Below are 26,464 nucleotides of genomic sequence, written 5' to 3'. Positions count from 1 at the left end.
AAGTTAGGAAGGCATTTTTTAAATATTCTTTTTATCTTTTATTATATTCATTAACGTTAACGCTGTAGTCAAAACACTAGTAAAAATCAACATATAATAATTAACTGCAATAGCTGTTAATGAAGAAATTAATTGTTTTGTTAAACTACCAAAAGTTGAAACAGCTGTGGTTCTAGAAGAATAATTTACTAAACCAAATAACAAAATAGTTTCAATTAGTGCCCAAACAAAAGCTTTGATTCTATAACTAGTTTCTTTTTTCAATAACCGATAGACAATAAGGAAAGGATTAATAACTATGTAAGCCCATCCAATATAAACTAGCATAGCAAAAATTGTTTGTGATGATGAGAATTGATTATTAGCAAAATCAAGAACCACCCTGGATAATGAGTTAGTATTCTCAGATTTTGAAAAGAAAATAAATAAACTAAGTAAGGAAGTAAAGATTGCTCCCCAGCGATATACACTGGCATTTTTTGGCAACTTGATTTGTTGTACTTTTTTTATTTTTTCTCTTACTTCAGGGTGTTCGCTAATTATTCGCTCTTTTTGTCGATCAGCTCTTTCACCGACCCGTTCTCCAGTTTTATTAAGATCAGCGGTTAGCTTTTTATCAACAGTATATTGTTTGACAGGAATATCTTTCTTACATACCCAAAATAACCACCCTAAAAGTAACAACAAGCATGTCCACCCTAATTCGGGTACAATACTTGTAAACACCATTAAAATTAGTCCAGTAATGAAAACAATAGTTGAATTTTTATGAATCCACAAAAGCATTTTTTGAAAAATTTCTTTTAATGGCAACTTACTTACTGGCTGTATTAAACTTGACGAGTTTTCTTTTTGAAGTTGACTCCTACTCATCCCCTGCGTATTTTCTGTATACTCTGACTTATTTTGTTCAGTTTCTTTTGAAAATATGTGGCCACAATATGTACATTTTGCTTCATCAATTTTTAATAAGTGGCCGCAACTTGGACATCTTTTCATTAATCAAAACCTCTAAAATTTTTATTTACTATAACATCCATTATAAATTTAAAACTTATTTTGCATAGAAAAAAAGACTGCATTTATACAGTCTTTTACTACTTTTTAAACTTAATGCTTGGATTTCTTAAAACCTTCATAAGTTAACTTTACAGCTGCAGATAATAAAATCGGCATTAAGATTACTAAAATTGCTAAACCAACAATTACAGTTATCGCAACTTCAATTAAAGTTGGAATACCTGATGGAATAAGCGCTGCAAAGGTACCACCTAAAATTATAGCTGCACTAATTACGACAGTACCGATAATTGCACTAGCATGAACCATTCTTTCACTTGCAGTTGCTTCATCTAATTCACGATATCTCATCATTAAGAAAATAGAATAATCAACACCTAAAGCAATAATCATAATAAAACTAAAGAATGGGGTATTCCAAGTAAGCATATCCTTACCCATAACCGCCTTGATAAACCATTCATTAATAGTTAATGAACTGAAGTAAGCCATCAATAAAGTTCCTAAAATGAATAATGGTTGAAGTACAGATCTGGTTACTACAATTAAAGCTAAACCAATTCCAACTAACATTATTATTGCTGTCCGAGTAAAGTCTTTAGAAGCTGTTTGGCGAGTATCTTGGATTCTTGAACTTTGTCCTCCCATTACTACTTCCGCATCCTTTAAATCAGTTCCAGCAAGTGATTTCTTAACCATCGCACTAAGTTTATGTGACTTAACCGCAGCCTTGTCAGAACTTGGATTTGAATCAAGAACTACAATAATTTTAGTCATTTTCTTATCATTACTCATGTAGTTATTAATTGATTTTTGGAATAATGAACTCTTTAAATACTTCTTTGGAATATAAAATTCATCACTAGCTGCAGAATCTGCAAGACCAGATAAGTATGTAGCTCCTTCACCCAAACCAGAATTTACCTTATTAATTCCGTCAGTAAGAGCTGGTGAATTGTTATAAAGTTGTTGCGCCCCACTAGTAATTTGTGAACTACCATTAGATGCTGTTGATACAGCACTTTGAACTTGATTCAACCCAGACGATAACTTAGTAATAGCTTGGTTAGCACCTGGTAAAGCAAGATTAGATGCTGTTGCTAATTTATTAACTTCTGTTTGAAGCGTGCTAATTTGGCTACTCAAACCTGATAATCCTTGAAGAGTTGCGGCAACATTGGATAAATTATTTCCTAAACTTTGATCAGCTAAGCCTGCTGCTTGCAAGTTAGCAGCTACTTTTTCTATTGATGTAGTTGCTGCACTAGTTTGAGCTTGAACTTTATTATTAACTCCTGACAAAATAGTCATCAAAGCTTGTTCCATAGCCTGCTTTTGTTGATCATTCAAGCCTGCTTTATCTTCTACAGCACGATATTGAGCCAAAATTTGACTAGTATCAGCAGAAGAAGTGCTCGTTGACGCTTGAAGTTGTTTAAGAATTTCACCTGCAGCAGTTAGATTATTTCCAATTAACTTAGCATTATTGCCTGCATCCGTTAAATTGTTAGTTAAACTAGTTGTATCAATTGAAGCCCCCGAATTACGTAAGGCTGAATTTAGTTCTTGAATCCCTTGATTAATTTGAGGTAAAGCAGTTTGTAATTGAGCCAATTGACTCTGGTTAGCTGTAGACATTTGGCTATTAAGTTGGCTAGTCATTGTATTCAAACCATTGGTTAAAGTTTGTGAACCAGATACTAATTGCCCCAAACCATTAGTCATTTGACTTGAACCATTACTTAATTTAGTTAAGCCACTTTGCGCTGTTCCTACACCTTGAGTAACAGTATTAAGTTGCTTATTTACATAAAGTTGACTAACTTTTTCACCATAAGGTTGCGTTACAGAAGTAACTAAGCTTACCCCTTTGCTTGCCTGAAGTTGTCGGGTAGCTTCATCAATTAATTTCAAATCTGCTTCATTATCTAAAGTGTGATTAGACTTTATATATAAGTATGATGGCATTGCCATCCCTTTAGAAAAGTGCTTTTGAACTACTAGCAAACCAGCTTTTGAAGGTGTATCATTACTAATTTCATCTGTATCATCATAATTAAGGTGACCACTATATAATGCCATAAATGGCGTAACAATTAAAAAAGTTACAATGATATGCAAAATTGGTCTTTTTACTGAATTAGAAGCAAGGAAAGTCCAAACTTTGCTTTCACTTTCCCCTTCGAATTTTTTAACAGGCCAAAACATCTTAGCACCTAAACTCATCATAAAGAATGGATTTAAGGTCAACAAGACAAGTAATAGCACTGCAACGCCCACTGCAACGCCAGTTGCTGATTGGTAAATAGAGAACTTAGCTAAAGCTAATGCTGAAAAACCGATTAATATAGAAGAGCCTGAAAATAAGATAGTTCTTCCTGCTTTATGCAATGCATCTTTAGTGGCTTCTCCAACTGTTAAGCCATTACCAAGATTTTCTTTAAACTTATCATATAAAAGAATATTGTAATCAGTTCCTATTCCAAACAACACAATTACCATGAAAACTTGTGTAAAGTTAGAGAATGGGAAGTTAGCACTTTTTACAAGATTCGTTACAATTGAAAAGGCTGTTAAGAAAGATACCCCCACTGTAAATAAAGAAATCAATGGGACAATTGGAGATCTGAAAACTAAAACTAAAACAATAAAAATGAAAATTATTGATATTAATTCTGTTTTCTTAATTCCCTCTTGAATTGATGCTGAAAAGTCATCATTTAAAATATCCGCACCAGTTACATATGTTGTAACGCCTTTAGTCTTAACAGCTTTTTGCAACTCTTTATTTATATCTGAAATAGTTCCATGTGATTTGGAAACATTTAACTGCACAAGCCAAGTAGTTTTATCCTTAGATTTCAAACGCTTTTTAGTGGCAGTATTATCATTGGGCGATAAGATATTTTTTATTCCATACTTTTCTTTATTTTCTTTCAAATCAGAAATTGTCTGATCAATTGCTGCTTGATTACTTTTAGTTAGCTTTCCATCTTTTTTATTGAAAACCAAAGCAATCTCATATGTATTCTTAGTTTTATTGCTCCATTCATTATTAAATGTTTGAGCAATAGTAGTTTGTGTATCTGCAGGCAATTTTATCTCTGCATGATCACGTGTTAGCTGATTAACATTGGGTAATGCAACAATAGATATAACCAAAATCAGCAACCAGGCAATCAATGAAAATACATGATTTTTTATAAACTTTTGCATTATTTTCCCCCTTCTAAACTGGCTTTATTAAACGTAAAATCATTTGATGATAATTAGAATTTCTTTCATTCGAACTTTCTCCACTGAAGATGGCTGATCTGTCAAAAAAGACATATCCTAAAACAGCACCAACTAAAGCATGAACTGATATCGGTTCATCTTTATCAGATTTTAGTTTTGTTCCCAGTTCAATAACTTTTAAAAGCTCAATATTGATTTCTGCATCTCGTTCATATTCATTTAAATGATATAAAATTGCAGCTAACGCATTATCTTTTAGTAAATAGTCACGAATCAAATCACAAAATTTTAGAATTGCTTCTTGCCCTGCCATTCCGACTAAGTTTTCTTTTAAATTTTCATTCAAAGCCTTAATTCGATTAGCACCGACAAGTGATAACAATTGTGTACGATTATCAATATAGTGATATAAAGACTGTGAACGAATCCCTAACCTTTTAGCAAGATTAGGAAATGTTACAGCTGCTAAGCCTTGTTCATCTATCAACTCACTAGTGGCAGCTATAACCTTAGATAAATCTAACGTTCTTTTTTTAACCAATATTTTCACCTCCAATTCTCGACAAAAAATAATATACCACGATACATTGTAGATTTCTTTCTACACTTTGTAGATTAATGTTACAAAAAAAGATTTGGCATCAGCCAAATCTTAATTTTGATTAAACCAAGTACTAATTTTTAAGCCTAATTCTGCAAATGAATTATTATTTTGTGAAGTAACAGCAATAACATAACTGTGCTTATCAGTAGTTACTAAAGCAACTGCTGAAGTATTATCTCCTATTTGGATTATATTGGCATTACTTATTTTATTTACCAATGGACTTTTTACAGAATAAGTTGAAAGACCGGTTAATACTGTATTGCTATAATTTCCTAAAAATTTTCCATTATACAGAGATTTCATTAATATCGCCAAATCTTCAGCACTCGTAGTACCTACAACACTTTCACCAAATTTATTGGAAATTACAGTTTCACGGGTTCCCATTTCTTTAATGATGTTATTAACTTGTTCTTTTCCTAATTTATTAAGCAATAAATTAGCAGCTGTATTACTATTTTTACTCATTAAATTTTGTCGCACATACGTTAAGCTGTAGACGGTATTAGCTGCAAAAGTACTATCTCCCTTAACAATTTCACTTGCAGTTGGAGTAAGCGTAGCTGCCGCCTTAATTTTTTGTTGCTCTATTTCTTTATATAGTCCAACTAATAAAAAAGCCTTCAAACTATCACTAACATTTACTTTGTCTTTCTTATTATAAACTTCTGCTGAATTATTAGAATTTTTTAAATCAAGTACTTTTACATCATAACTATTAGAATTCTTCATAGCTTTCTGAATTTGCGATGCTAATTTAGAATTCCCTTTCTTAGTTATTTTTTCAAGAACAGGACTTGTTTCTTGCTTTTTGCCTTGTTTATTTTTTTCTGTAACAGTTTGAGTATTGTTTTGATTTCTAGAAATAGTTAAAGTAGCAGATTCATACCTTTTCATATTGTTTAAATATAATGCAAATGAACATACAGATGCTACAATTGCCCCTAAAATAATCCTATTTTTCATAATTTCTCCCTCTACCTAGGATAATTTTAGCCAAAATACATTCAACTTATCAATATGCATTAAAATTTTTTAGAAAGTTATTATTTTCATAAGCAAAGAAAGCGATTTAATTATATAATTATTCTGATACAAAAACAGGAAGGATATTTAAACAGTGCATTATCAAATTGGAATTGACGCAGGTGGTACTCATACAACTGCTATTGCATATGACTTAACAGGTCAAGAATTATTAACAGTAGAAACCGGACAAGGAAATATTAACGCAGACTTTGATGGTGGTATGGCAAATATCAAAGAAGCTATTCGCCAAATCCAAGCAAAACTAGGTTCAGATTGCGAAAGAATACTCGCTGGAATCGCTGGAATTTCAGTAACTGGCCAATATAAAGAAGTCTCTGAAGCTTTAGCTTCTGCTTTTAATACCAAAGCTAAAGCTGTAACTGACTCGCTTCTAGCTTTATACAAAGGTCTTAAAGGTGAAGATGGTATTATAGTCATTGCCGGAACCGGTTCTGTCGTTAACGGCTTGCAAAATGGAAAAATATTAACTGTTGGCGGATATGGACACTTGCTAGGTGACGAAGGTAGTGGATATGCCATCAGCATTGCTGGCTTAAAATCAGCCCTTCATTCTTGGGACAAGCGTGAAAAGAATGATTTAATTGACTTGTTCACTAAACATTTTGGTGTTTCTGAAATGAATGACTGTAATCAAAAAGTTTACCGACTCGAAAGACCTGAAATTGCCAGTCTAGCAAGACTTATTGCTGAATTAGCTGATAAAGGATCTAAAGACGCACAAGATGTGATTTTTAGCCAAGCTGATCTATTGGCACAGGATATTATTATGGGACTTGACCGCTTCACAGATCCTAAACCAATGGCAATTGCACTAACCGGATCAGTATTAACTAATAATAAGATGCTTCGCACACGTGTAGAAGATAAAGTTCATGTCAAATATCCTAATGCCAAATTTGTTGTTTCTTCAGGTAGCAATGCAAGTGGTATCTTATTTGATAAAAACGATGATTACTATACTGCAAAGTAAAATATAAAAATAAAAAGTCTAGCACTTCAATATATGCTAGACTTTTTATTTTAAAAGAAATGATGTCGCTTCATGTAATAAGCTAACCATGCCATAATACCTACTGTAATTATAGAAATCATAATCCAGTCTAAGCTATGTCCAAAAACAGGTAAGCTAACGTTCATGCCATAAAAACCTGTCATTATGGTTGGAATAGTTAAAAGAATTGACCAAACAGTCAAAAACTTCATAGTATCGTTCAAATTATTATTCATCATATTATTACTAGTAGTTGATAAAGTTTTCGTAACTTGGCTAGAAATTCGAACCATTTGCGCAGATTGATTTGATTCAATTAAAACATCATCTAATCGTTCAAGTGATCGCTTAGTAAATTTACTATTTAAATGTGATTTATTTAAACTATGCAACATAAGCAAGTCAGTTTGAATACTACTTGAAAGATACACTAAACCCTTTTCGATGTTAGAAAGCTCAACTAAATCCTTATTATTAATATTATCTGACAATTTACTATCAAGACCATTACGTTCAATATTCAATTGAGTTACAGCTCTTTGAAAGTATTGAGATGAGTATAATAAAAAAATCATCAAGAGTTCTGTTACATCTTCTGCCTCAGATAAACGCTCACGCATTCTTTCATCATCAAATTCTTCAAATACATAATTAGTTAGTTCGGTATGAAAAGTAAAAATATTATTTCCCTGAACTAAGAAGGTAACCGGATTAGCTGTAAAGTGTTTGATGCTAGGTGTTGGCCATATAGGCACGTCATAAACCAATAAGTGACTTTGAGTATACTGATCATAGTCATAGTGAGGACGTTCATGCCGGTCAGATATATATGAAATTATGTCAGAAGTAAAATTAAAATCTTTCTGTAAAATCCGACTGTCCTCTTCACTAAGATTACTAATATCATACCAGTTATAAATTGTTTTAACTGGGAAAGTTTGTTCTTTTATCATGCCATCACCTCACTAGAAGTACCTTATTATGTTAACATGTTTCTTCTTAGATGAAAAACTAATGTTTTTAATCCATAAAAAAAGAAGTGGGATTTCCTACTTCTTTTTTTAGTTTATTGCTTCCATGCATTTTCTAGTTTGGTTTGACCTTGCTTAATTAAGCCACTATAATTTTGTTTTTTACCCGCTGCAATTAATATATTCTCTAAGTTGCTACCAGCTTGGATATATGCAGCATTTGAATTCTTTTCTACTGGAACTGAATATAAGTGTTGCATAGCAGCTTTAAGAATTGCTGGAGTTTTCATATTAGGATTATTAATATATTTCTTATCCATTAAAACTTGCTTATTAACTGGTACATAACCTGTTGCATTTGCCCACGTTAATTGACTTGACTTAGATACCAAGAATTTCATGTATTTAAATGCTGCTGCTTTTTGCATTGCACTTGCTTTACTAAACATATAAATATCTGTACCTTGTTGCATGTTGTACTTAGATGGACGTGCAGCTACGCCGTATTTAAATTTCCCGTTGATTGCCTTTTTTACAAAACCTTCTCCTGCACTAGTTCCGATATACATAGCAACTTTTTCATTTGCAAATGGTCCCGATAAGTAGTGTTCACTTCCTGCTGTTCTAAAGTAGCCTTCTTTAACTCCTTCAGCGTAGTAATTAATTACATTCTTAGATGCCTTACTATCGAATTTAACTTTATTACTAAAATTGATTCCTTGATCTTTTAAACCCAAAAGGTAATAGTTGCTCATAACATCGAAACCAGCACCCACAACTTTATGGTGACTCTTTTCGTATATTTTTTTGGCGACTGATTTAAGCTCAGCCATTGTCTTAGGAACTTTTACATTATATTTTTTCAACATATCTTCATTATAAGTTAATGCTTCAACAGATTTATTGAACGGAATTCCATATTGCACACCATTAATCTTAGCCCCATTTAATAAACTGGTATTGATATCACTGTCTTTTCCATTCCAACCAACATTTTTAGAAGCAATATATGGCTTTAAATCAACCAACATTTTATTTTTGGCAGCATTATAAAGCCAACCTGGATAACTTTGTGTAATAGTTGGTAAGTTATTGGGTGATTGCATTGTAGAATTTAACTTAGCTTGTAAATTAATATATGTTCCTTGATATTCAAGCTTAATCTTAATATTAGGATTCTTTTTTTCAAATTCATCTGTTAATTTCTTTAATGTCGCACCTTGTACTCCACTCATTCCATGCCAAAAAACTACAGTTGTCTTTTTAGTTACTTTAGGAATATTACTCTCTTGTTTTGCTGAGGTCTTTTTCTGTGTAGAACATGCTGTAGTTAATAAAGATACTCCAACTAATGATGATAAAAATGCTTTTTTCCAAATATTCATATCTAATCCTCCAAAATTGATTTTGAATTTTTTCGAAAAGTCCATATATCATCTTACTCTATATATTGATATATTCAACCTTGAATTTCAATATATAGTATGTTAAAGAAAAAGAAGTAGGAAACCCTACTTCTTTCTTATGTAAATTTAGTTTATTGCTTCCATGCAGCATCAAATTTTGCTTTACCAGCTGTTATTTGTGAATTTACACTTTGCTTCTTAGCTGCTGCAGAAAGAATGTTTTGCATTATTGAATTTAATTGGCTGTATGCAGCATTTGAATTCTTTTCTACTGGAACTGAGTACAAGTTCTTCATTGACTTAGCAATAATTGCTGGCGTCTTCATTGACTTATTATCTTTGTATTCACTTGAGTTTACTGCAGCAGTATTAACTGGTACATAACCTGTTGCATTTGCCCACGTTAATTGACTTGACTTAGATACCAAGAATTTCATGTATTTAAATGCTGCTGCTTTTTGCATTGCACTTGCTTTACTAAACATGTAAATATCTGTACCTTGTTGCATGTTGTACTTAGATGGACGTGCAGCTACACCATAAGTAAATTTGGTTCCAACACCCTTCTTCACAAATCCTTCACCAGCACTCGTACCAATGTACATTGCAACTTTTTCATTTGCAAATGGTCCTGATAAGTAGTGTTCACTTCCTGCTGTTCTGAAGTAACCTGCCTTTACTCCATCTGCATAGTAGTTGATAACTTTCTTAGAAGTGGTTCCTGAGAAGTTAATCTTATTTGAGAAATCCACACCTTCATCCTTCATGCCAAGTGTGTAGTAATTTGAAAGTGAGTCAAAACCTGCACCAACAACTTTATGACCACTCTTTTCATAGATTTTCTTAGCAGCTGCTTTAAGTTCAGCCATTGTAGTAGGTACTTTGACATTGTATTTCTTGAGAATATCTGCATTATAAGTCAAAGTTTCTACAGATTTATTAAATGGAATCCCATATTGGGTTCCTTTAATTTGCGCACCTTCAAGAAGTTCTGTCTTAATATTAGATGACTTAGCACTTCCCCAACCAACTGTTTTATCATTAATATAAGGCGTAAGGTCAACTAACATTTTATTATTAGCCGCATTCCACAACCAACCTGGATAGGCCTGAGTAATAGTTGGTAAATTATTTGGTGATTGCAAAGTTGAATTAATCTTTGCTTGTAAATCAGTGTACGCACCTTGATTTTCCAACTTAATAGTAATGTTAGGATTTTTCTTTTCAAATTCAGCAGTCAGTTTTTGTAAGGTTGATTGTTGAACTCCTGTCATAGCATGCCAGAAAACAACAGTTGTCTTCTTAGTAACTTTAGGAATCTTAACGGAACTAGTGGCATTAGACTTAGTTGAACTTGTTTTACTACTAGAGCAAGCAGTAGTGCCAACTAAAGCTAAAGCAGTCATACCAGCAACAGCTAATCTTTTAGCAAACTTCATAAGGATATTTCCTCCAATAAAACTAAATACAACAATATTTTTGATTTTTAACTAAAGCGTGATTGTTTGTCCACGTTTAGGTAAAATCCGTTCCCCATAAGGATTCTCTGCCAACTCCGGATGCAATGTGTGCACCGGGCATAGAATGCGAGGTTGAACTAATCCAATAATTTCTCTGAGTTCTTTATCATCAGCATGGCCTGAACAACGTAAGGCAGTGAACTCAATATTTTGCCTTTCCAAAGCTTCAACAAAAGGTTTGTATGCTGGATCAAAATCACCCAACGGTTCAGCATTTGAGTGAATGTACAGGCCATTTTTCATCAGATCGCCATAATTAGCAACTGCTTGCCAAAGGTATTTGTGATTATCTTTTAATAAGTCTTGATATGAAATTTTCAAGTTAGGATCAAGTGATTTATATTTTTCTTCCCCTGGCAAGTAGTAATAATAGTAATCTTTATTCAATGACTCTTTAAGCAAATCTGCCCTTTTAGCATGTAGAACAACTTTTCTTGGAGATTCTTCAATAATCCGTAGAAGTCGCTCTACATTAGTAGGGTAAGTATTAAAAGTTATTTGTCTTTGAGGATTTTCTTGTTCTAATTGTACTATTCTTTCTGTTAATTCATCTTCATTTTTAGGGCCAGAAAATTCTTGTCCTATATGTTCTGGCCAGGAAATTCCTGTACCTTCAACAATAAACAAATCGGCGTTTTTTACAGCTGAAAGGTATTCTTTGACCCATTCAGGATGATACCCATGCAACCGAATATCTCCTGTAAAAGCAATTAGCTTATCTGGGGTTTTAACAACTAAACCAGTCGCTCCATATGCATCGTGATCACTTGGCCATACTTCCAAAGTAATATCTCCTACTTTTATGGGAGTTTTATATTTTGCAGGAATAATTGAACGCGTATAATTTTTTTCATGATTAGCTGCTGGCAACAAAAAATCACCATTTTTATTTAATACTGGCAAAAGTGCTGCAGTAATTGGTCCCGCATATAAAGGAACTTCTGGCGCCAATAAATTAAGTGCCTTACTATGATCTAAATGCAAATGAGAAATATAAGCTGCTGCATGCTCCCATTTTTCGTGATTTAGCTGCTTACCAGTTATAGCCGGATCATAAAAATCAGGAACATCGCCAATGAGCTGATACTTAATCAAAGTTTGATAGCTTTCATCTGGCAAATTTAATTCAGGCCGATATACTTCTCCTAAATCAAACAAAACATGGCTTTTGTTATAAGCAACTTCAATCATTGGCCCACCAATCGTTGTTAGACCATTATAAAAAGTTACAGTTGTTTTATCCTTTAAGGTCATTTCTAACTACTCCTCGAATAATTTGCTTTCTAAAGATAAAGTAGACAATCAAAATTGGAAGAACTGTCAACGTTGCTGCTGCTAATTGAAGTTCAGTTTCACTACCAGAATCTGAAGCAAACGAAGAAAGTCCATTGTTAAGCAATCGCATACTATCTTCATTAGTCACAAGTAATGGCCATAAAAAGGCATTCCATCCACTAATAAAGCTAAGTAGACCAACTGTAAATAGACCACCTTTACTCATAGGTACCAGTACTTTCCATATATATTCCCAATCACTCGCTCCATTAATCATGGCAGCCTTATAAATAGTATCTGAAATTGACCCAAAGTAACTTTGTAAATAATACATATAGAAAATAGATGTTAAAAATGGCAAAACCAATCCAAGATAAGTATTCAATAATCCCATTTTTGCAATAGTATTATAATTAGTAAAAATTATTGCTTCTCCTGGAACCATTAATAGAGAAAGTAATAAGCTTTGCACTAACCCTTTACCTTTAAACTTCAAACTTGTTAAAGCAAAAGCAGCAAGTAGGGCATTAAATAAACTCACAATTGTTGTAACTGACGCTGTTATAAAGGTATTTAAAAAATACCTTGCAAATGGTGCTTGAGCAAAAACTTTTGCATAATTGCCCCAATTAAATTTATGTGGAATTAAAGTCGGAGGAATAGTTGTAGTTTCACTATAAGACATCAATCCACCTAAAATCATATACACAAATGGGAACACTGTAATTAATGCAAAAATTGCTAGAACTACGTAGGCAATTAAATTACCAATTCGAATTTTTTTCATTAGTATCGTCCAATCTTTTTCATCATTTTACGTTGTAAAAATGTTGTTAGTAAAATAATTAAGAATAATACGACAGTTGCGGCCATTGCAACTCCAGGAGTTCCAACCATTTGGAATTTATTATAAATATAAAATACTGCTGTAGTGGCAGAATTTCCAATTCCTGCTTGCCCATTAAACAAAGCATAAACAGAAGTATAAATTTTAAATGCCCCAATAATATTCATAGTTAACAAAAATGCTAAAGTTGGAACTAGTTGTGGCATTGTAATTCGCCAAAACTTTTCTCGTTCACTGGCACCATACATATCTGCCAAAATATAATAATTAGGGTCAATATTTCTTAAAGCTCCCATTAAAATTACAATGTCAAAAGCTAAAGAAGTCCAAATTCCGAAAATAATTATTGTGATTAAACTCATACTTGGATCATCAATCCAATTTGGAGCAGGAAGATGCACCGCTTTTAATAAGTAATTCAGCAACCCATATTCGCCATTAAAGATATATCTAAAAACGATACCTATTGCAATCGTACTTGTTACGTATGGCATGAAAAAAGTAGTTTCAAGAAATGAAGAATGCTTTACTTTACTAAAAATAAACCAAGCCAACATAATCGAAATTGCTAAACTAACCGGCACAGCAAAAATAGCATAGATTAAAGTATTTTTAATTGCGCGCCAAAATTCAGGATCTGAAAAAATATATTGATAATTAGAAAAGCCAGTCCATTCCAAATTAATTAATGGTCCGCTTTGGAAACTCATTGTAAAAGCCCGTAAAATAGGCCATACGCTAAAAACAGTAACAAAAATTAAAGTTGGAGCTAAAAATAACCAAGCCTTTTTTTGATTAGTTTTCATTAGTAAATTCTTTCCCCTTCCGGAGTAAAGATAAAGATTCGATCTAGCCGTAGCTTTAATCTTACCTTATCTCCTGCCTTAATCGGCACTTCCAAATTAACAAGTGATCTAGCTTGTTGACCATCATAATTAAATTTTAGAATTCTTTCTCTACCAATTAATTCAACATCAACAATTTGGACAGCTAGCTCACCATTGTCAGCAGGAGTAATATTTTCTGGACGTACAGATAAAATATAATTTCCATCAACTAATTGTTTTCTTAATCTCTGTTTATCCCAATCTGAAACTTTAATTGTAAAATCACTTGCCTTAATTTCATCGTTTTCAACTGTTACAGCGAAATTATCGATAACTGGATTTCCAATAAAGTTAGCAACAAAATGATTTTTAGGTTCTAAATAGAAGTTTTGTCCGTTATCATCTTGTTGAATTACTCCATTATTGAAAAGGATTATTTTATCACCAATTGATAAAGCTTCTTCTTGGTCGTGAGTAACAAATAAAGTTGTAATCCCCACTTCTTTGACTAATGCTCTGATTTCTTCTCTAATCTTCAAACGAAGCCGAGCATCCAAGTTACTTAAAGGTTCATCCATAAGTAATATTTTAGGTTCACCAACCAAAGCACGTGCAATTGCGACACGCTGTTGTTGCCCACCTGACAAATTGCCAGGTTTTTGATTGGCCAAATCCGTAATTTGAGTCAAAGCCATATACTTCTTGGCTATTTTTTCCGCTTCTTCCTTTGGTCGTTTAGTTTTTCCAACGGTAAGTGGAAACATAACATTTTGTAATACAGTCATATGTGGATACAATGCGTAATTCTGGAACACATAGCCAATCTCACGATCTTTAGGTTCCACATTAACCACATTTTTTCCATCAAACAAAATTTCACCACTAGTTGGATTAAGCAATCCGGCAAGCATATTTAAAATTGTGGTTTTACCACACCCAGATGGACCTAATAAACATACAAGATCACCCTTTTTAACGCTAAATGAAACATTTTTAATTGCTTCATGGCCGTTATCATAAACCTTACGAAGGTCTTTTACTTCAACAAATTTTTCTTCGTTCATCTAATAACTCCACTACTTACTTTGAAAATTCTCTTATTTGAGTGTACGGGATTTTTCGGTAAATTACAATATAAAATAATGATAAAATTCGGTTTTTACCTATCATTTTATTAACATTAGTATTTTTATATATACACAATCTAAAAATCCGAACTTTATTTATATAACTATAAACTTAATTAGCTACTTGCAAACTATTGTCTTTACTTGCCCGCCCATTTTGATAATTAAATTGAAATCCAGGTTGAACATTGAAAATATAGACATTAAAATCTAACATTCCATCAGTCGAAACTGCCTGTAAATTAATGCCACGCGCCATTAATTCGTTATTTCTAAAGATAGGCGTTGCTTGATAAATCACTTTTTTCCCTTGTCTAAGAGCTTGTCTAACTTTTCCTTCAAAAATAGTCTGAACTTTTTGATTAGAATAAGCTGTTTGCGTAAATAAATTTTTAGGATTATTTTGATCACCTGACTGGTTATTAGGTTCATAATTACCATTTTGATCAATTCCTGCTGAAACTGAATAGGCAATCAGATGGCCTCGGTTATATATTTGTTCCCCACTTGAACGATTAGAGTGCCACGCAGTTGGATTTACGAATTGCCTTACTCGCAAACTATCATTAGCAACATTTCTTTGTTCTAAAAAGCCAGTATTTGAATGAGAAGTTCTATTTAGATTATCTAAATTAGAATAAATAACTTTGTTAACCTTCCAAGCGTTTTTTATTAATGTTGAATGATTATTATTAACTACAACATATCCTTTTTGACCTGATTGAAAATCTAAATTAGCTAACTTTTGATAATCACTAGTTGATAATCCACCATATTCGGTATCAGCACTTGTCGCTGTAAAAGTATTTTTTGCTGAATTACTTGAACTACTAGAGTTATTAAAGGAAGTTATTGAATTAACGGCAGTAGATAAATTTCCACCTGAACTTTGGTAAATTCCCCAAAAAGCAAATGCTAATACAAAAAGAATTGAAGTAATCGGATTAAATTTTCTATTTGATGCTCTTTTCTTTCTTCTTTTCGTCATTATTACTCCTAACTTCTTGCCCAACTATCTAACATATCAAGGAAAAAACTTTCGCTAAGTCGAGAAATCTTAATTCCTTCTGATATTAACCTTCTTGCTTTTTGCAATTCAGAATTACTTTTTGAAAAGAAGTCCTTATCCCCCATGACTAAATAATCTATTGTGGAATCAACATGGTCTCTTACTTGACCGCCCATATTACTTACAATTAGCTCTAATTCTTCTTTATTAACAGTACCTGCAAAAACGACAGTTTTATTTTTTAATGGATTGCGTTTAATCAAGTATTCAAATGGAATTTCTTCGGTTAAAACACAACTTTTTAAACTATCTTTGACTTCATTTAACATCTCAGGGGTAAATTGCTTTCGGTAAATATCAAATACTGCTTTAGTATCCAATGAATCTTTTAATCCTCGATGTGCTTCTGATTCACTAATTCCTAGTCGCCGAATGCAGTCTAATAAGCGATTATGACTCTCTTTTTTAAAAAAGACTCGTGAGAAATGTAAAACATCAATATAGTTATTACTCAATTTTTTTAACTGAAATTTTTCCCAAAGATCATAAATAAAGTTCAAATCAAAGTTGACATTATATCCAACTATTACATCTCCACCAATAAAATTTCTAAATTCAGTGATAGCTTCTTTTACAGGCATCCCATTAGCTAAAATTAATGCTTCATCTATTCCATTTAGCTTAGTAATAAAGCGTGGTACCTTATTATCTTTAGGATATTTTACTAGTTGACTATATTCTGCAACTACCTTTCCATTTCTTACTTTAATACCAGCAAGTTCTGTTATTCTATCACGATATAGTGATAACCCCGTTGTTTCAATATCTAGCATTGTATAATCGTCTAAAAATGTTACAAGCTCATGCCCTTTTTTTCGTAGTTTATTAGCTAAATTTTGATTTGTGAACTCCAATTGACCGGATACTACTTTTACTGTCATTAACTTATTAAACCTTCTAATAAACTTTCACTATTACTTTCAGCTGCAATGCTTCTCTTGGCTACATCTTGAGGTAAATCGGTGATGCATAAATCTGCCGATATATAATGCCAACTTTCAAATTGACTTACTAAATGAGTAATCGGTTCTAACAATTGTGGGCTTAACTCATCTACACCTAAGCCTAATACTGCCACTTTTTTACTCTCATTATTAGTAATAAAAATCCGTAATCTTGTATTAGCATCTGTATCTGGATAAAAATGGGCAGTTAAAGGCATATGGATTTCCATTTCACTATTACAAATCTCACATTTTGGCACGCCATAAATTTGCAAATCACTTTTTAAGCCATGATTAATCCCACTTGAACAAGCCATAGTTGTCCAATCTCCAAAAATATTAAAAATCTTTTTAGAGTCAAATCCAGCATTTTCAAAAGCATGGATATAATAACTTGTTGCAATAAAGTATTCTTTTCCCTTAAGCAAAGTTTTCAAATTTTGCATCATTGAACTCGCTTGATAATTAATCGAATAATTATCAATAAATCTACGCCAAATACTCCATTGCTCATCCCAATTGCTTAATCTTCTATCTAATGCATCTCCAATAGTTTTAAAATTATATTTCTCTACTAAATCTGGATACTGGATTTTAAAACTAGCTTCATCTAACATATCGAATCCATCCAAACTAGCAAACCCGTTTCCAGCCGTAATTAAAATTGCATCTGCTTCATTTATAATTTTTCTAGCTTTCTCAAAATCAGACATTTTTTCTATCCTCATCTCTTCAAAGGTGTTTCATCTCTGCAATCATTCAAATGAACATGCAGTTTACTTATCTCAACAAGTACCTCGCTTAATTTTGCCATATTTTCAATTGTTACATATTCATATGGTCCATGAAAATTTGCGCCTCCGTTAAATAAATTTGGCGTAGGAATGCCTTTTTCACTAATAAAGTCACCATCTGTACCTCCACGAAATGGAATATGCTTAGCTGTTATGTTGAGTTGTTTATAAGCATGATGAACTAAGTTAACAACATAGGGATTTTGCTTAATTAAATCACCGGGAGATTTATATTGATCTCTCATTTCAATTTTTACTCGCCCTTTACCATATTTAGCATCAATTTTATTAGCCAAGTTTTTAAGAAATTGCTTTCTAGCTAAAAAATCCTTTGTATCAAAGCTTCTAATTATTAAGTTGACCATAGCTTGATCGACATTACCAGAAAAATCAGTAACTAAATAAAATCCATCATATCCTTTACTCTTCTCAGGTACAAAATCTTTAGGCAAAGCAGCGATAAACTCATTTGCCATTAAACCGGCATTTACCATTAGCCCATATGCTTCTCCAGGATGAACAACAGTCCCCGCAAAAGTTACTGTTGCACTCGCCGCATTAAACGTTTCATATGCAATATCACCAATATCGCCATTATCAAGTGTATAAGCAAATTCAACTGGAAAACGTTTAACATCAAATCGCGCAGCCCCTTTTCCAATTTCTTCATCAGGTCCAAAAGCTAGCCATATATCACCATGCTCAATTTCAGGATGAGAAAGTAAATACTTAGCCATCCCCAAGGCCCCGGCGATTCCCGTTTTATCATCTGCGCCAAGTAAAGTATCTCCTGAAGCAGTAAGCAAAGTATGACCAATAACTTTTTTCAAACTTGAGAATTGTTTAGAAGATAAGACATGACTCTTATCAAGTCTAATATCTGTCCCATCATAATTTTTATGAATTTGAACTTTAATATTTTTACTGTTGTAATCGGCTGTATCCACATGTGCTACAAAGCCAATTGCAGTTACTTTTTTAGATGTAGTTGCTGGAATTTTTCCTAATAAATAAGCATCTTTTGGGGAATAGCTAATTTGCGATAATCCCAGCTCTATCAATTCTTGTTTTAACAACTGTAACAATTCAACTTGTCCAACACTAGTGGGAACAGTTTCACTTTCAAAATAAGAACGGGTATCTACTTCACAATACTCAATAAACTTATCTTGGATATATTTTTGATCAATATTCAAATTAGTCGCCTCCCTTGTTTATAGATTTTAGGCTCTTTTGCTACATAAAAAAAGACGCCAAATTTTGACGTCTTTGTCTAGTATTATGCTACTAACTCTGGCTTATTTCTCGATAAGCTTGAAACAAAGTCTTTCTTAAAAGTGGATCATGAGCATAAAGATAAGTCCCATAAACTCCCCTTTTAAACAGGACATTAATCTGATTCATAAAAAGTCGTTGCTTAACTTGTTCTAATTCTTGCGGATCAAACAAATCAGCCCGCTTCTTAAAAGCCTCAGTATCAGTAAATTTGCTAGTATCAATTTGAACCTTATTAGTCCCAGGAATTTGGCTAAATGGTGGGCTCAAGATGATACCGGTATAATTCAAATCAAAGCCTTGACAAGTATAAAAAGACCCTACTTCATTAATCGTTTCTGGTATTTCAGCCCAAGGCTTACTAGTGTAATTATATTGATCCCAAGGCATTTTAAATTTACCTTCTTCAATATAATGGTTTTTACCATCAAGAATAGACGGATACCCTGTTGTCGATAAAATTCTAGATAATCCAACTTCTTGATTTCTTTTAACGATTTCTTGTCGCATTTTTTCTGCATCGTCAAACACACGAAAATCATATCCTAATCTAGCATTCTTAGGAAATGGCATAATCTTAGCCTCATCAGTAAAAGTATTAAACCAATCAATTAACTCCGAGCTAGCATTCATCCTAAATTGATGAGTTAAATGATAATCTTCATGAGGATACTGATGAGTAATTTTCTCTAATCGTTTAGTCGACCAGTATGTTTTAGTTCTCATAACTTGATATGGATCAAAAACTAAGATTACCACCTTGGATCTTTTAATAATCTCAATTAATTGATTATCATAAGTAAAATTATTATAGGCATCCCTGTGCGACAAAAGTAAATGAGCTTCATCAATAACTACAATATCAACTTGAGCCTGCTTTTTATCTAATTCATTGATGAGCGAAGTTGGCCTAGTAAAATCCTTCTTATATAATCCTGCTTCTTGCCCAGCAATCTCTTTATATACTTTCAATATTTCGGGGTGATTAACTAGAAAATAATTTTTAGTTCCATATAAATTAGAATTCTTCTCATTTCTAGCAGCTAATTGAATTTGATTAAATAAATGAGCTAAAACCACGCTTTTTCCAGTACCTGCATCTCCATAAACAGTAAAGATAGCTGGATTATCACCATTAATATGTTTTCTTGTAAAAGAGATAATTCTTTTTACGAGATTTTCTTGCTCAGTAGTTAAAGGTAAATTGACTGATAATTTTTCAGTAGCATCATTAGTTAAAATAGGTAATACACACTCTTTTCTAATAACTCAGGATAGTTTTTATTTTACTACTAAAAAAGCAGTTTCACTTAAGAAACTACTTTTCATTTAAACTAACTCGCTAAGCAAAACCTACGAATTCATTCCATTTTGTTAATATCCTTTATTAATTCTACTGTTCCTGATTCAGCTATTTCAGATACCATTAAATCAATTGGATATTGGCCATGATACTTTTTCTCATAAGCTTCAGTCACTAATTTAATAGTCTCTTTATCAGTAACAAGATTATAGTTTACTTGGTAAAGCTTTCCTTCAACAGCAACTTCTCCTCCATTGGCGGTTCCATTAAGAACCCATTTAGTTGCTTTATCTCCTTTTGCTCCGCGAATAAATAAACGATTATCTGCAACTACACACCAAACTGGATTATCTTCAGTCCAGTGTTTATCGCTATCAAATGGATGATTTTGTAAAGTTGAACTTTCATTAAAATTAGCTAATTCTTCTTTAGTCCAGGTCATATTTATATTCTTTCCTTTCTACTAATCTTCTCGCATATCTTGTTCCCAACTACCAATGGTATTAACGTTTGCCTTATCAGCCACCTCTTCTAATTGATTAATTTCTGAAGATGTTAATTGAACTTGAGTAACCGCTTTGGCATCTTTAACTTGATTTACCTTAGTTACTCCGATAATTGGAAGAGCACCCTTAGCCATTGCCCAAGCCATCGCTGTCTGAGCAATGCTAATTCCATGTTTATCACCAATTGCTTGTAAATTATTAAGTAATTCGGTTAATTGAGGCAACTTATTGTTATAGACTTGCGCTCTAACACTGCCTGCTGGGAATGGATTATCTTGATTGTATCTACCAGTTAATGCACCTTGTTCTAAAACCATGTACGCAAAAAATTCGATATTATTTTGACGGCAGTAATCAAGAATTCCTGCTTGTTCAGAAGTTCGATCAAGCAAGCTAAGGTGATTTTGTACAGCATCAAGCTTTAAACCTGCCTCGACCAAAATTTTTTGAACTCGTTTAATCTCACTTAAAGTGTGATTAGATACACCAATATGCTTAACTTTTCCACTTTTTACTAAATTAATTACCATTGGTGTCCATTTTTCAACATCAGCGTCATTATGAATCCAGTAATAATCAATGTAATCCGTCTTCAAGCGCTTAAGACTTCCTTCAAACATTTGCTCAACTGGATTTTCACTATTATCAGCCATTTGTGGTGTGAATTTTGTAGAAATAGTCAATTCCTCACGTGGCGTATGTTCCATCAAATTTCCTAAAATACGTTCAGAATTTCCAGCACCATATGCAAAAGCAGTGTCCCAAAAAGTTAAACCCGACTTAACTGCTTGGTCATATACTTCCTGAAAATGTGACTGATCATAATTATTACCAAAATAGCTATTATTATCGCCCCATGCCCATGCACCAAGGACAATCTTAGATTCTTTATTCATTAACTTTATCCTTCCTTAGTCTTCATTAATTTTATATTCTTTGAAATATGATTTATCTTCCGTTATTTCACCAGATTCATAAAGTGAAATCTTATGATTCAAACGATCAATTGACCGCTGTAAATTATGTTTCTTTTCTTCCAACAAATCCCTTTGTTCTTCTAAAAGTTCTTTTCTAGCATCAAGCGTTGCATCTCCCTTTTGAATTAAAGCTACATATTCTACCAATGAATCAACACTCACTCCTGAGTGGCGCAAGCAAATAACCATTTCTAAAAAATGTTGCATTCCATCAGTGAAATATCGATTGCCATTACTTTTACGCGGTATGTTAGGTAAAAGTCCAATTCGTTCATAGTAACGAATCGTATCAGTGGTAATATTATATTTTTTACTAATTTCAGTAATTGTTAAGTTAGCCATTTTTATCCTCCCGCTTTAGTTAATAGATATCTTATTACCTGGAGTTAGCTTCAAGTCAAATATTATTTTCAAAAAGTTCGTAGAAATTTTCATAGAACACTTTATCAAGCTGCTTTGACTCGATATTCGTTTCTTTTAAAGCAGAAATAATTTCATTTGTAGCTCCTGCTGGCTGAATTCCAAATGGTGCATCAGTTCCAAACAAGATATGGTTACTGCCATAGTAATCTAACGCTAGTTTTAAGGCACTTGGATTACCTAAAATTGCAGTATCTACATAAAATTTCTTAAAATCATCAGCTTGCTTCTTAGGTAAGATATGATTAATTCTCTCTGCAAAAAATGGAACCATACTACCTGCATGATGAACAATAATTTTTAATTTAGGATATTTTTCAAAAATCCCATTTTCTGTTAATTGAAGCATTGCTTGACCTAATTCATATTCCCAGCTGAAAACCAAATTATTATCTGGTTTTCTTTCATCGAAAACTGGATGAAGTAATAATGGCACATTATCTTTTTCAGCTTGGGCAAAAATCGGTTCAAAACTTTCATCAGCGATACTTTTTCCTAAAGCTCTTGTAAAAATCTGAGCTCCAATTAATTTATTTTCCTTGCTTGTTATTTGATGAATTATTTCAGTTGCAACTTTTAAGTTATTCATTGGTAACATAGCAACTGCAGCAAGAAATTTTTCGTTACTCATAACTAACTCATTTAATTCTTCATTAGCCATTTGACAAAGTTTTGCCGCCGTATCTGCTCTAGCAAAGTCTTCGGGATTAATATTTACTGCACTAATTACTTGCTTGACGCCTTCAGGAATACTTTCTTGTCTTTTGACAGGATCAAATAAGATAGGATTATTTACATAAGGAAAGGTGTCGGCTAAATTAGGTTCTATTTCTAACATTTTTTGATAGAACTTCTGAGGTAAAAAATGTGAAAAGACATCAATTTTCATTGCTTTATCAGCTCCTTAACCAATTTTTTATCTAATTGTATTGGTTGGAGTCAACTCCAAGTCAAGATTTTTTTCAAAAAAATAAGCAACCTCAAAATGAATTGAGATCGCTTATCTAAACTAATTAATGCTCTGAAGCTCCAGTATTTGCATCAGGTTTTTCTTCAACCTTTGGCTTTTCTTCCATCTTTTCAGCTTCAGCCTTTCTTGAGGCTCCAGTATTTGCATCTGGATCAGAATTGCGACGGTAAGTTGCACCAGTTGTAGCATCTGGGTCAACTACCAACTTTTGACCAGTGGTTTCACAGAAGTACTTAACAAATGGATATAAGTCTTGTACCCATTCGTAAATTCCGCGATAGTTACCTTCTTCATCTTCAACACGCTTGTAGTAGTGTAAAACTAATTCCTTCAAGTTACCAGTTGGAACTGGCATGTAAACATCATCATGTCCGCCTTCTTTAGTGCGAAGTGCGTGAACAACCTTTTTAGCGTTAGGGATAACATCACGTACATCTGGGTGAATTTGTCCCATTGTGTCACCAACTTGAGCAGGAACACGCTTGGCCTTCATCTTGTAATTAGGATCAGTCGGACGGTTATACCACAAAAATTGGTTATTTTCGTCAACAAAAGTCAATTCACCAAAAGTATTTCTAAGCATCCAGTTCAATTGGTTAACAGTCATTAAACCACAATCAAGTTTAACGTAGTCATCGCCTTCAGCAGCATTAACTTTCTTTGCTGCTTTATCAAGCCATTCTGGATCATCGTTTTCAATACCAGAAACGGTATATTTCCCTTTACCTTTGCAATCAAAGTCTTCTTTTAAATAATCATCAGGATTCATATCTTTTAGCCATTTTGGTTCAGCCATTGTAGTTCCTCGCTCTCTTTGTTATGTAATCGCTTTTATCATAACTTTAACGCTATACTAATTCAATATTTCATTTGATATATTTTATATTTTTCTTTTATCTTTATAAAATATAATTTTATTTAAGTGCAAAATATATTCCTTTAAATAATAAAAAAGCATCCTAAGATGCTTTTCAAGTGTTTTCTATTGTTTAATAACTTTCCGCTTTTTTGCCACAAATAATCAAAGCAATTCCGACAACTACTGCAAAAATCGGAACAATCATCGTAAAAACTGAAATGTAATTTTGTGATATAAAAAGTACTACGACTCCCCAAAATGCAGTAAACATGCCGACATCAATTAAAGAAGCAAGTTGAAAGGTCTGATATGCTTTTAAAACTAGCGCAATAATTAGCAATACCACACTAAGTAAGCCAAAGAATAGAGCAAATTCACGAAAAACGAATGCTAAAATTTCTGGAACTATTAAGGATTGGAGTAAAAAAATTAAGGCAACAATTGTTGCCATCAAGAAAGTATCCAGACTATTTAGGCGATTAAGGTAATTCTTTCTAGTTTTTTAATTGCAAAAAACCAAGAATTACACTAGCTCCCCAAATTATCAAAGGAATACCAAGCTTAAGATTTAAAATATTCATATATGTCCCTCTCTTTAAAAAATCGACGAACTTTGTTACAAAAATTGAAAGCTAACTTTCGATTAATCATAAGTTCCTTTCAATTTATCGACATTCTAACATGCACCTCTTTGACCTTCAACAATTTTTCACGCTTATTTTTTACGAAAAAAGCATGACAAAAATGTCATGCTATTTAAATTTAACAATTTGATCAAACATCTCTTTTTCATAATCGCTTATCTTATGGGCAACTTCAATAACTGCTACTTGTGGATTTTTTAGCAAGGTTTCATGTATTGCTTTTGACATTACTGGATCCAATGCACTAGTTGCCTCATCCGCCAAAATAATTGGACGCCTTGAAAGCAGAGCTCTAGCTATTTCTACTCTCTGGATTTGCCCACCTGAAAGTTTATTACCATTTTCGCCAACATAAAAGTCTAAGCCCTTGCTTTCAACCAAATCATTCAAGCCCGCTTCTTTAATAGCTGCTAATAATTCTGCTTCAGAACAAGTTCTTCCTAAGGTAATATTAAAGCGCAAACTATCATCAAATAAAAAAGGCTTTTGATTGACATAGGAATAATAATTATGTGCTGACTCCCAATTACCAGTTACATCTTTTTGATTTATTAATACTTTACCTTCTTGAGGTTGCTTTTGACCTAGCATTAATCTAAGTAAGGTTGTTTTTCCCCAACCACTTGGGGCCATTAAAAGAACTTTCTCACCTGGATTAACCTTTAAGTCAACATTTGAAAAAATTGTTCTTTTATCTGAACTAGTTTGATAACTTAAATTTTGAACCTCTAATCCAGTAAAATTATCACGCTTTTCAACTTCATCATCTAACTGATAATTAACAGCTCGTAAGCTCTTTTCCCACATAGGTACCGTTGATTTAACCTGATTAAATTCTTGAAAAATAGTAACTACTGGCGTAATAAAATTCATTGCTAAATCAACTAACATTACTAAAGTACCAACTGCTAACTTACCTTCCATCATTAAAATTCCACCAATTGTACATGGAACTATAAAACAAAAGAGTTCTGCAGCAGAATAAATGAGTTCTAATGCCCAAGCTTGAGTTAAATTCATTGACTTTAAGGCAGCTTCCATTTTAGATGCTGACTTAGTTGCCCTAACTAAGATATTATCCCTGCTATTATACAAATTAGCAGCATTCGCACCATTTAAGCTATCAGATACACTTTGTGTATAATCAGCATTGGTTTTAGTCCAAATTTTAGCCTTTTGCGTAATAATTTTGCTAGTAAAAATCTGCACAACTGCTGGTGCTAACGAGGCTACAATAAAAATCAAAGTCATTTCCCATGAATTATAAAATGCAAAACTTAAAGCACCAACAAAAGTTATACTTTGAAAAATCATATCTAATTGTGCAGTGACACGATTAGTTTCAATTTGTTTTAAATCATTAGTCATTAAACTTAAACCCTGTTTAATGTCACTATCTCCTCGATCAACTAAATAAGCAATATTTTTCTTTTTTAAATAGAGGTTTACCTGGCGGATAATTTCCATTTTATTTGCTTCATACAAGAAATTGCTACACATAAAAAATAATTGACCAACTGCTGTAATACCAGCTAACCCAACTAATTGCATCATATCTTTTTTACCAGATGAAGCAACATTAAGCATTAATTTGAGCATGTAGGCCACAAATAAAATATTGCAGGCTTTAATCGTTGCAAAAAAGATAAAAAAAAAACTTTACGTTTTTGTGCGTATTTAAGACTCATTTATTTCTCCTTAAATATTTTAACGTCCATTACATTGTAACTAATTTTAAGAGATTCTGCATTCTATCCGCAAAAATGCATTTTATACTAAAAAAAGTTAAAATTAATGTTATTATTTCATTAATATCAAAAGTATT

23 protein-coding genes and 1 pseudogene are annotated in these 26,464 nt (G+C 32.7%); 1 reads left to right on the top strand and 23 read right to left on the bottom strand.

The genetic code is table 11. The features are described from left to right. Positions 1-18 precede the first annotated feature (18 nt). The 4 genes from ETI37_RS02810 to ETI37_RS02795 all read right to left on the bottom strand — a co-directional run bounded on the left by ETI37_RS02810 (position 19) and on the right by ETI37_RS02795 (position 5,830). A complete protein-coding gene (locus ETI37_RS02810) occupies positions 19-999 on the bottom strand; it encodes a zinc ribbon domain-containing protein (protein WP_006586295.1) in 981 nt (326 codons plus the stop codon). Between the two features lie 111 nt (positions 1,000-1,110). Further along, positions 1,111-4,236, bottom strand: a complete 3,126-nt coding sequence (locus ETI37_RS02805; protein WP_006586294.1) for an MMPL family transporter — start codon at positions 4,234-4,236, stop codon at positions 1,111-1,113. Positions 4,237-4,249: 13 nt separating this feature from the next. Next, positions 4,250-4,798 (bottom strand): TetR/AcrR family transcriptional regulator, encoded by a 549-nt coding sequence (locus ETI37_RS02800; RefSeq protein WP_034535737.1) that lies wholly within the window; start codon positions 4,796-4,798, stop codon positions 4,250-4,252. Positions 4,799-4,909: 111 nt separating this feature from the next. Beyond that, entirely contained in the window at positions 4,910-5,830 is a 921-nt protein-coding gene (locus ETI37_RS02795) for a serine hydrolase (protein WP_006586292.1), read from the bottom strand. A 154-nt stretch (positions 5,831-5,984) separates the two neighbouring features. Between ETI37_RS02795 and ETI37_RS02790 the strand changes: the two genes are divergently transcribed. Beyond that, positions 5,985-6,884: an N-acetylglucosamine kinase gene (locus ETI37_RS02790; protein WP_006586291.1), complete on the top strand. Its 900-nt coding sequence runs from the start codon at positions 5,985-5,987 to the stop codon at positions 6,882-6,884. 50 nt (positions 6,885-6,934) lie between these two features. Here ETI37_RS02790 and ETI37_RS02785 read toward each other — a convergent pair whose 3' ends face one another. The 19 genes and pseudogenes from ETI37_RS02785 to ETI37_RS02695 all read right to left on the bottom strand — a co-directional run bounded on the left by ETI37_RS02785 (position 6,935) and on the right by ETI37_RS02695 (position 26,327). Continuing rightward, complete coding sequence (locus ETI37_RS02785) at positions 6,935-7,858, bottom strand: magnesium transporter CorA family protein (RefSeq protein WP_006586290.1); 924 nt, start codon at positions 7,856-7,858, stop codon at positions 6,935-6,937. Between the two features lie 113 nt (positions 7,859-7,971). Further along, a complete protein-coding gene (locus tag ETI37_RS02780; protein ID WP_006587606.1) occupies positions 7,972-9,261 on the bottom strand; it encodes an extracellular solute-binding protein in 1,290 nt (429 codons plus the stop codon). Positions 9,262-9,413: 152 nt separating this feature from the next. Further along, positions 9,414-10,721 (bottom strand): extracellular solute-binding protein, encoded by a 1,308-nt coding sequence (locus tag ETI37_RS02775; protein ID WP_006586287.1) that lies wholly within the window; start codon positions 10,719-10,721, stop codon positions 9,414-9,416. Between the two features lie 51 nt (positions 10,722-10,772). Further along, the gene (locus tag ETI37_RS02770) at positions 10,773-12,056 is read right to left on the bottom strand and encodes an MBL fold metallo-hydrolase (RefSeq protein ID WP_006586286.1); all 1,284 of its coding nucleotides are present in this window, start codon (positions 12,054-12,056) and stop codon (positions 10,773-10,775) included. Further along, complete coding sequence (locus tag ETI37_RS02765; protein ID WP_006586285.1) at positions 12,040-12,864, bottom strand: carbohydrate ABC transporter permease; 825 nt, start codon at positions 12,862-12,864, stop codon at positions 12,040-12,042. The genes ETI37_RS02770 and ETI37_RS02765 overlap by 17 nt, the downstream gene beginning before the upstream one ends. Beyond that, complete coding sequence (locus tag ETI37_RS02760) at positions 12,864-13,730, bottom strand: carbohydrate ABC transporter permease (protein WP_006586284.1); 867 nt, start codon at positions 13,728-13,730, stop codon at positions 12,864-12,866. The genes ETI37_RS02765 and ETI37_RS02760 overlap by 1 nt, the downstream gene beginning before the upstream one ends. Next, the gene (locus tag ETI37_RS02755) at positions 13,730-14,815 is read right to left on the bottom strand and encodes an ABC transporter ATP-binding protein (RefSeq protein WP_006586283.1); all 1,086 of its coding nucleotides are present in this window, start codon (positions 14,813-14,815) and stop codon (positions 13,730-13,732) included. Before ETI37_RS02755 ends, ETI37_RS02760 begins: the two co-directional genes overlap by 1 nt. 175 nt (positions 14,816-14,990) lie before the next feature. Continuing rightward, positions 14,991-15,866, bottom strand: a complete 876-nt coding sequence (locus tag ETI37_RS02750; protein ID WP_006586282.1) for a DNA/RNA non-specific endonuclease — start codon at positions 15,864-15,866, stop codon at positions 14,991-14,993. Positions 15,867-15,874: 8 nt separating this feature from the next. Further along, complete coding sequence (locus tag ETI37_RS02745) at positions 15,875-16,828, bottom strand: exonuclease domain-containing protein (RefSeq protein WP_006586281.1); 954 nt, start codon at positions 16,826-16,828, stop codon at positions 15,875-15,877. Then, positions 16,828-17,604 carry an SIR2 family NAD-dependent protein deacylase gene (locus ETI37_RS02740; RefSeq protein ID WP_022091395.1) on the bottom strand — a complete coding sequence of 259 codons (777 nt, stop codon included), beginning with the start codon at positions 17,602-17,604 and terminating at the stop codon, positions 16,828-16,830. The genes ETI37_RS02745 and ETI37_RS02740 overlap by 1 nt, the downstream gene beginning before the upstream one ends. Before the next feature lie 11 nt (positions 17,605-17,615). Continuing rightward, positions 17,616-18,881 carry a peptidase T gene (gene pepT, locus ETI37_RS02735; RefSeq protein ID WP_006586279.1) on the bottom strand — a complete coding sequence of 422 codons (1,266 nt, stop codon included), beginning with the start codon at positions 18,879-18,881 and terminating at the stop codon, positions 17,616-17,618. Positions 18,882-18,972: 91 nt separating this feature from the next. Further along, positions 18,973-20,202: a DUF2075 domain-containing protein gene (locus ETI37_RS02730; RefSeq protein WP_034530458.1), complete on the bottom strand. Its 1,230-nt coding sequence runs from the start codon at positions 20,200-20,202 to the stop codon at positions 18,973-18,975. A 119-nt stretch (positions 20,203-20,321) separates the two neighbouring features. Continuing rightward, entirely contained in the window at positions 20,322-20,705 is a 384-nt protein-coding gene (locus ETI37_RS02725; protein ID WP_006586277.1) for a DUF2255 family protein, read from the bottom strand. A 21-nt stretch (positions 20,706-20,726) separates the two neighbouring features. Beyond that, positions 20,727-21,665, bottom strand: a complete 939-nt coding sequence (locus ETI37_RS02720; protein ID WP_006586276.1) for an aldo/keto reductase — start codon at positions 21,663-21,665, stop codon at positions 20,727-20,729. 15 nt (positions 21,666-21,680) lie between these two features. Continuing rightward, complete coding sequence (locus ETI37_RS02715) at positions 21,681-22,088, bottom strand: MerR family transcriptional regulator (RefSeq protein WP_006586275.1); 408 nt, start codon at positions 22,086-22,088, stop codon at positions 21,681-21,683. A 55-nt stretch (positions 22,089-22,143) separates the two neighbouring features. Continuing rightward, on the bottom strand, positions 22,144-23,055 hold the full coding sequence (locus ETI37_RS02710) for an amidohydrolase family protein (RefSeq protein WP_006586274.1): 912 nt from the start codon (positions 23,053-23,055) through the stop codon (positions 22,144-22,146). A gap of 124 nt (positions 23,056-23,179) precedes the next feature. Then, a complete protein-coding gene (locus tag ETI37_RS02705; protein ID WP_006586273.1) occupies positions 23,180-23,932 on the bottom strand; it encodes a PAS domain-containing protein in 753 nt (250 codons plus the stop codon). 193 nt (positions 23,933-24,125) lie between these two features. Continuing rightward, positions 24,126-24,446, bottom strand: coding sequence for a hypothetical protein (locus ETI37_RS02700; protein WP_006586272.1), 321 nt, complete (start codon positions 24,444-24,446; stop codon positions 24,126-24,128). Positions 24,447-24,747: 301 nt separating this feature from the next. After that, positions 24,748-26,327 (bottom strand): annotated as a pseudogene (locus ETI37_RS02695) (ATP-binding cassette domain-containing protein). Positions 26,328-26,464 lie beyond the last annotated feature (137 nt).

Source organism: Lactobacillus mulieris (assembly GCF_007095465.1).
GTDB classification, from domain to species: Bacteria; Bacillota; Bacilli; order Lactobacillales; family Lactobacillaceae; genus Lactobacillus; species Lactobacillus mulieris.
The sequence above is the reverse complement of the archived record's forward strand: the minus strand, read 5'-3'. Positions and strand labels throughout refer to the sequence as shown.

What these genes read in the sequence shown, in the direction of transcription:
- ETI37_RS02810 (WP_006586295.1), bottom strand. Translation starts at nt 999, where the DNA reads ATGAAAAGATGTCCAAGTTGCGGCCACTTATTAAAAATTGATGAAGCA.
- ETI37_RS02805 (WP_006586294.1), bottom strand. Translation starts at nt 4,236, where the DNA reads ATGCAAAAGTTTATAAAAAATCATGTATTTTCATTGATTGCCTGGTTG.
- ETI37_RS02795 (WP_006586292.1), bottom strand. Translation starts at nt 5,830, where the DNA reads ATGAAAAATAGGATTATTTTAGGGGCAATTGTAGCATCTGTATGTTCA.
- ETI37_RS02785 (WP_006586290.1), bottom strand. Translation starts at nt 7,858, where the DNA reads ATGATAAAAGAACAAACTTTCCCAGTTAAAACAATTTATAACTGGTAT.
- ETI37_RS02780 (WP_006587606.1), bottom strand. Translation starts at nt 9,261, where the DNA reads ATGAATATTTGGAAAAAAGCATTTTTATCATCATTAGTTGGAGTATCT.
- ETI37_RS02775 (WP_006586287.1), bottom strand. Translation starts at nt 10,721, where the DNA reads ATGAAGTTTGCTAAAAGATTAGCTGTTGCTGGTATGACTGCTTTAGCT.
- ETI37_RS02770 (WP_006586286.1), bottom strand. Translation starts at nt 12,056, where the DNA reads ATGACCTTAAAGGATAAAACAACTGTAACTTTTTATAATGGTCTAACA.
- ETI37_RS02765 (WP_006586285.1), bottom strand. Translation starts at nt 12,864, where the DNA reads ATGAAAAAAATTCGAATTGGTAATTTAATTGCCTACGTAGTTCTAGCA.
- ETI37_RS02760 (WP_006586284.1), bottom strand. Translation starts at nt 13,730, where the DNA reads ATGAAAACTAATCAAAAAAAGGCTTGGTTATTTTTAGCTCCAACTTTA.
- ETI37_RS02755 (WP_006586283.1), bottom strand. Translation starts at nt 14,815, where the DNA reads ATGAACGAAGAAAAATTTGTTGAAGTAAAAGACCTTCGTAAGGTTTAT.
- ETI37_RS02750 (WP_006586282.1), bottom strand. Translation starts at nt 15,866, where the DNA reads ATGACGAAAAGAAGAAAGAAAAGAGCATCAAATAGAAAATTTAATCCG.
- ETI37_RS02745 (WP_006586281.1), bottom strand. Translation starts at nt 16,828, where the DNA reads ATGACAGTAAAAGTAGTATCCGGTCAATTGGAGTTCACAAATCAAAAT.
- ETI37_RS02740 (WP_022091395.1), bottom strand. Translation starts at nt 17,604, where the DNA reads ATGTCTGATTTTGAGAAAGCTAGAAAAATTATAAATGAAGCAGATGCA.
- ETI37_RS02725 (WP_006586277.1), bottom strand. Translation starts at nt 20,705, where the DNA reads ATGACCTGGACTAAAGAAGAATTAGCTAATTTTAATGAAAGTTCAACT.
- ETI37_RS02720 (WP_006586276.1), bottom strand. Translation starts at nt 21,665, where the DNA reads ATGAATAAAGAATCTAAGATTGTCCTTGGTGCATGGGCATGGGGCGAT.
- ETI37_RS02715 (WP_006586275.1), bottom strand. Translation starts at nt 22,088, where the DNA reads ATGGCTAACTTAACAATTACTGAAATTAGTAAAAAATATAATATTACC.
- ETI37_RS02710 (WP_006586274.1), bottom strand. Translation starts at nt 23,055, where the DNA reads ATGAAAATTGATGTCTTTTCACATTTTTTACCTCAGAAGTTCTATCAA.
- ETI37_RS02705 (WP_006586273.1), bottom strand. Translation starts at nt 23,932, where the DNA reads ATGGCTGAACCAAAATGGCTAAAAGATATGAATCCTGATGATTATTTA.
- ETI37_RS02700 (WP_006586272.1), bottom strand. Translation starts at nt 24,446, where the DNA reads ATGGCAACAATTGTTGCCTTAATTTTTTTACTCCAATCCTTAATAGTT.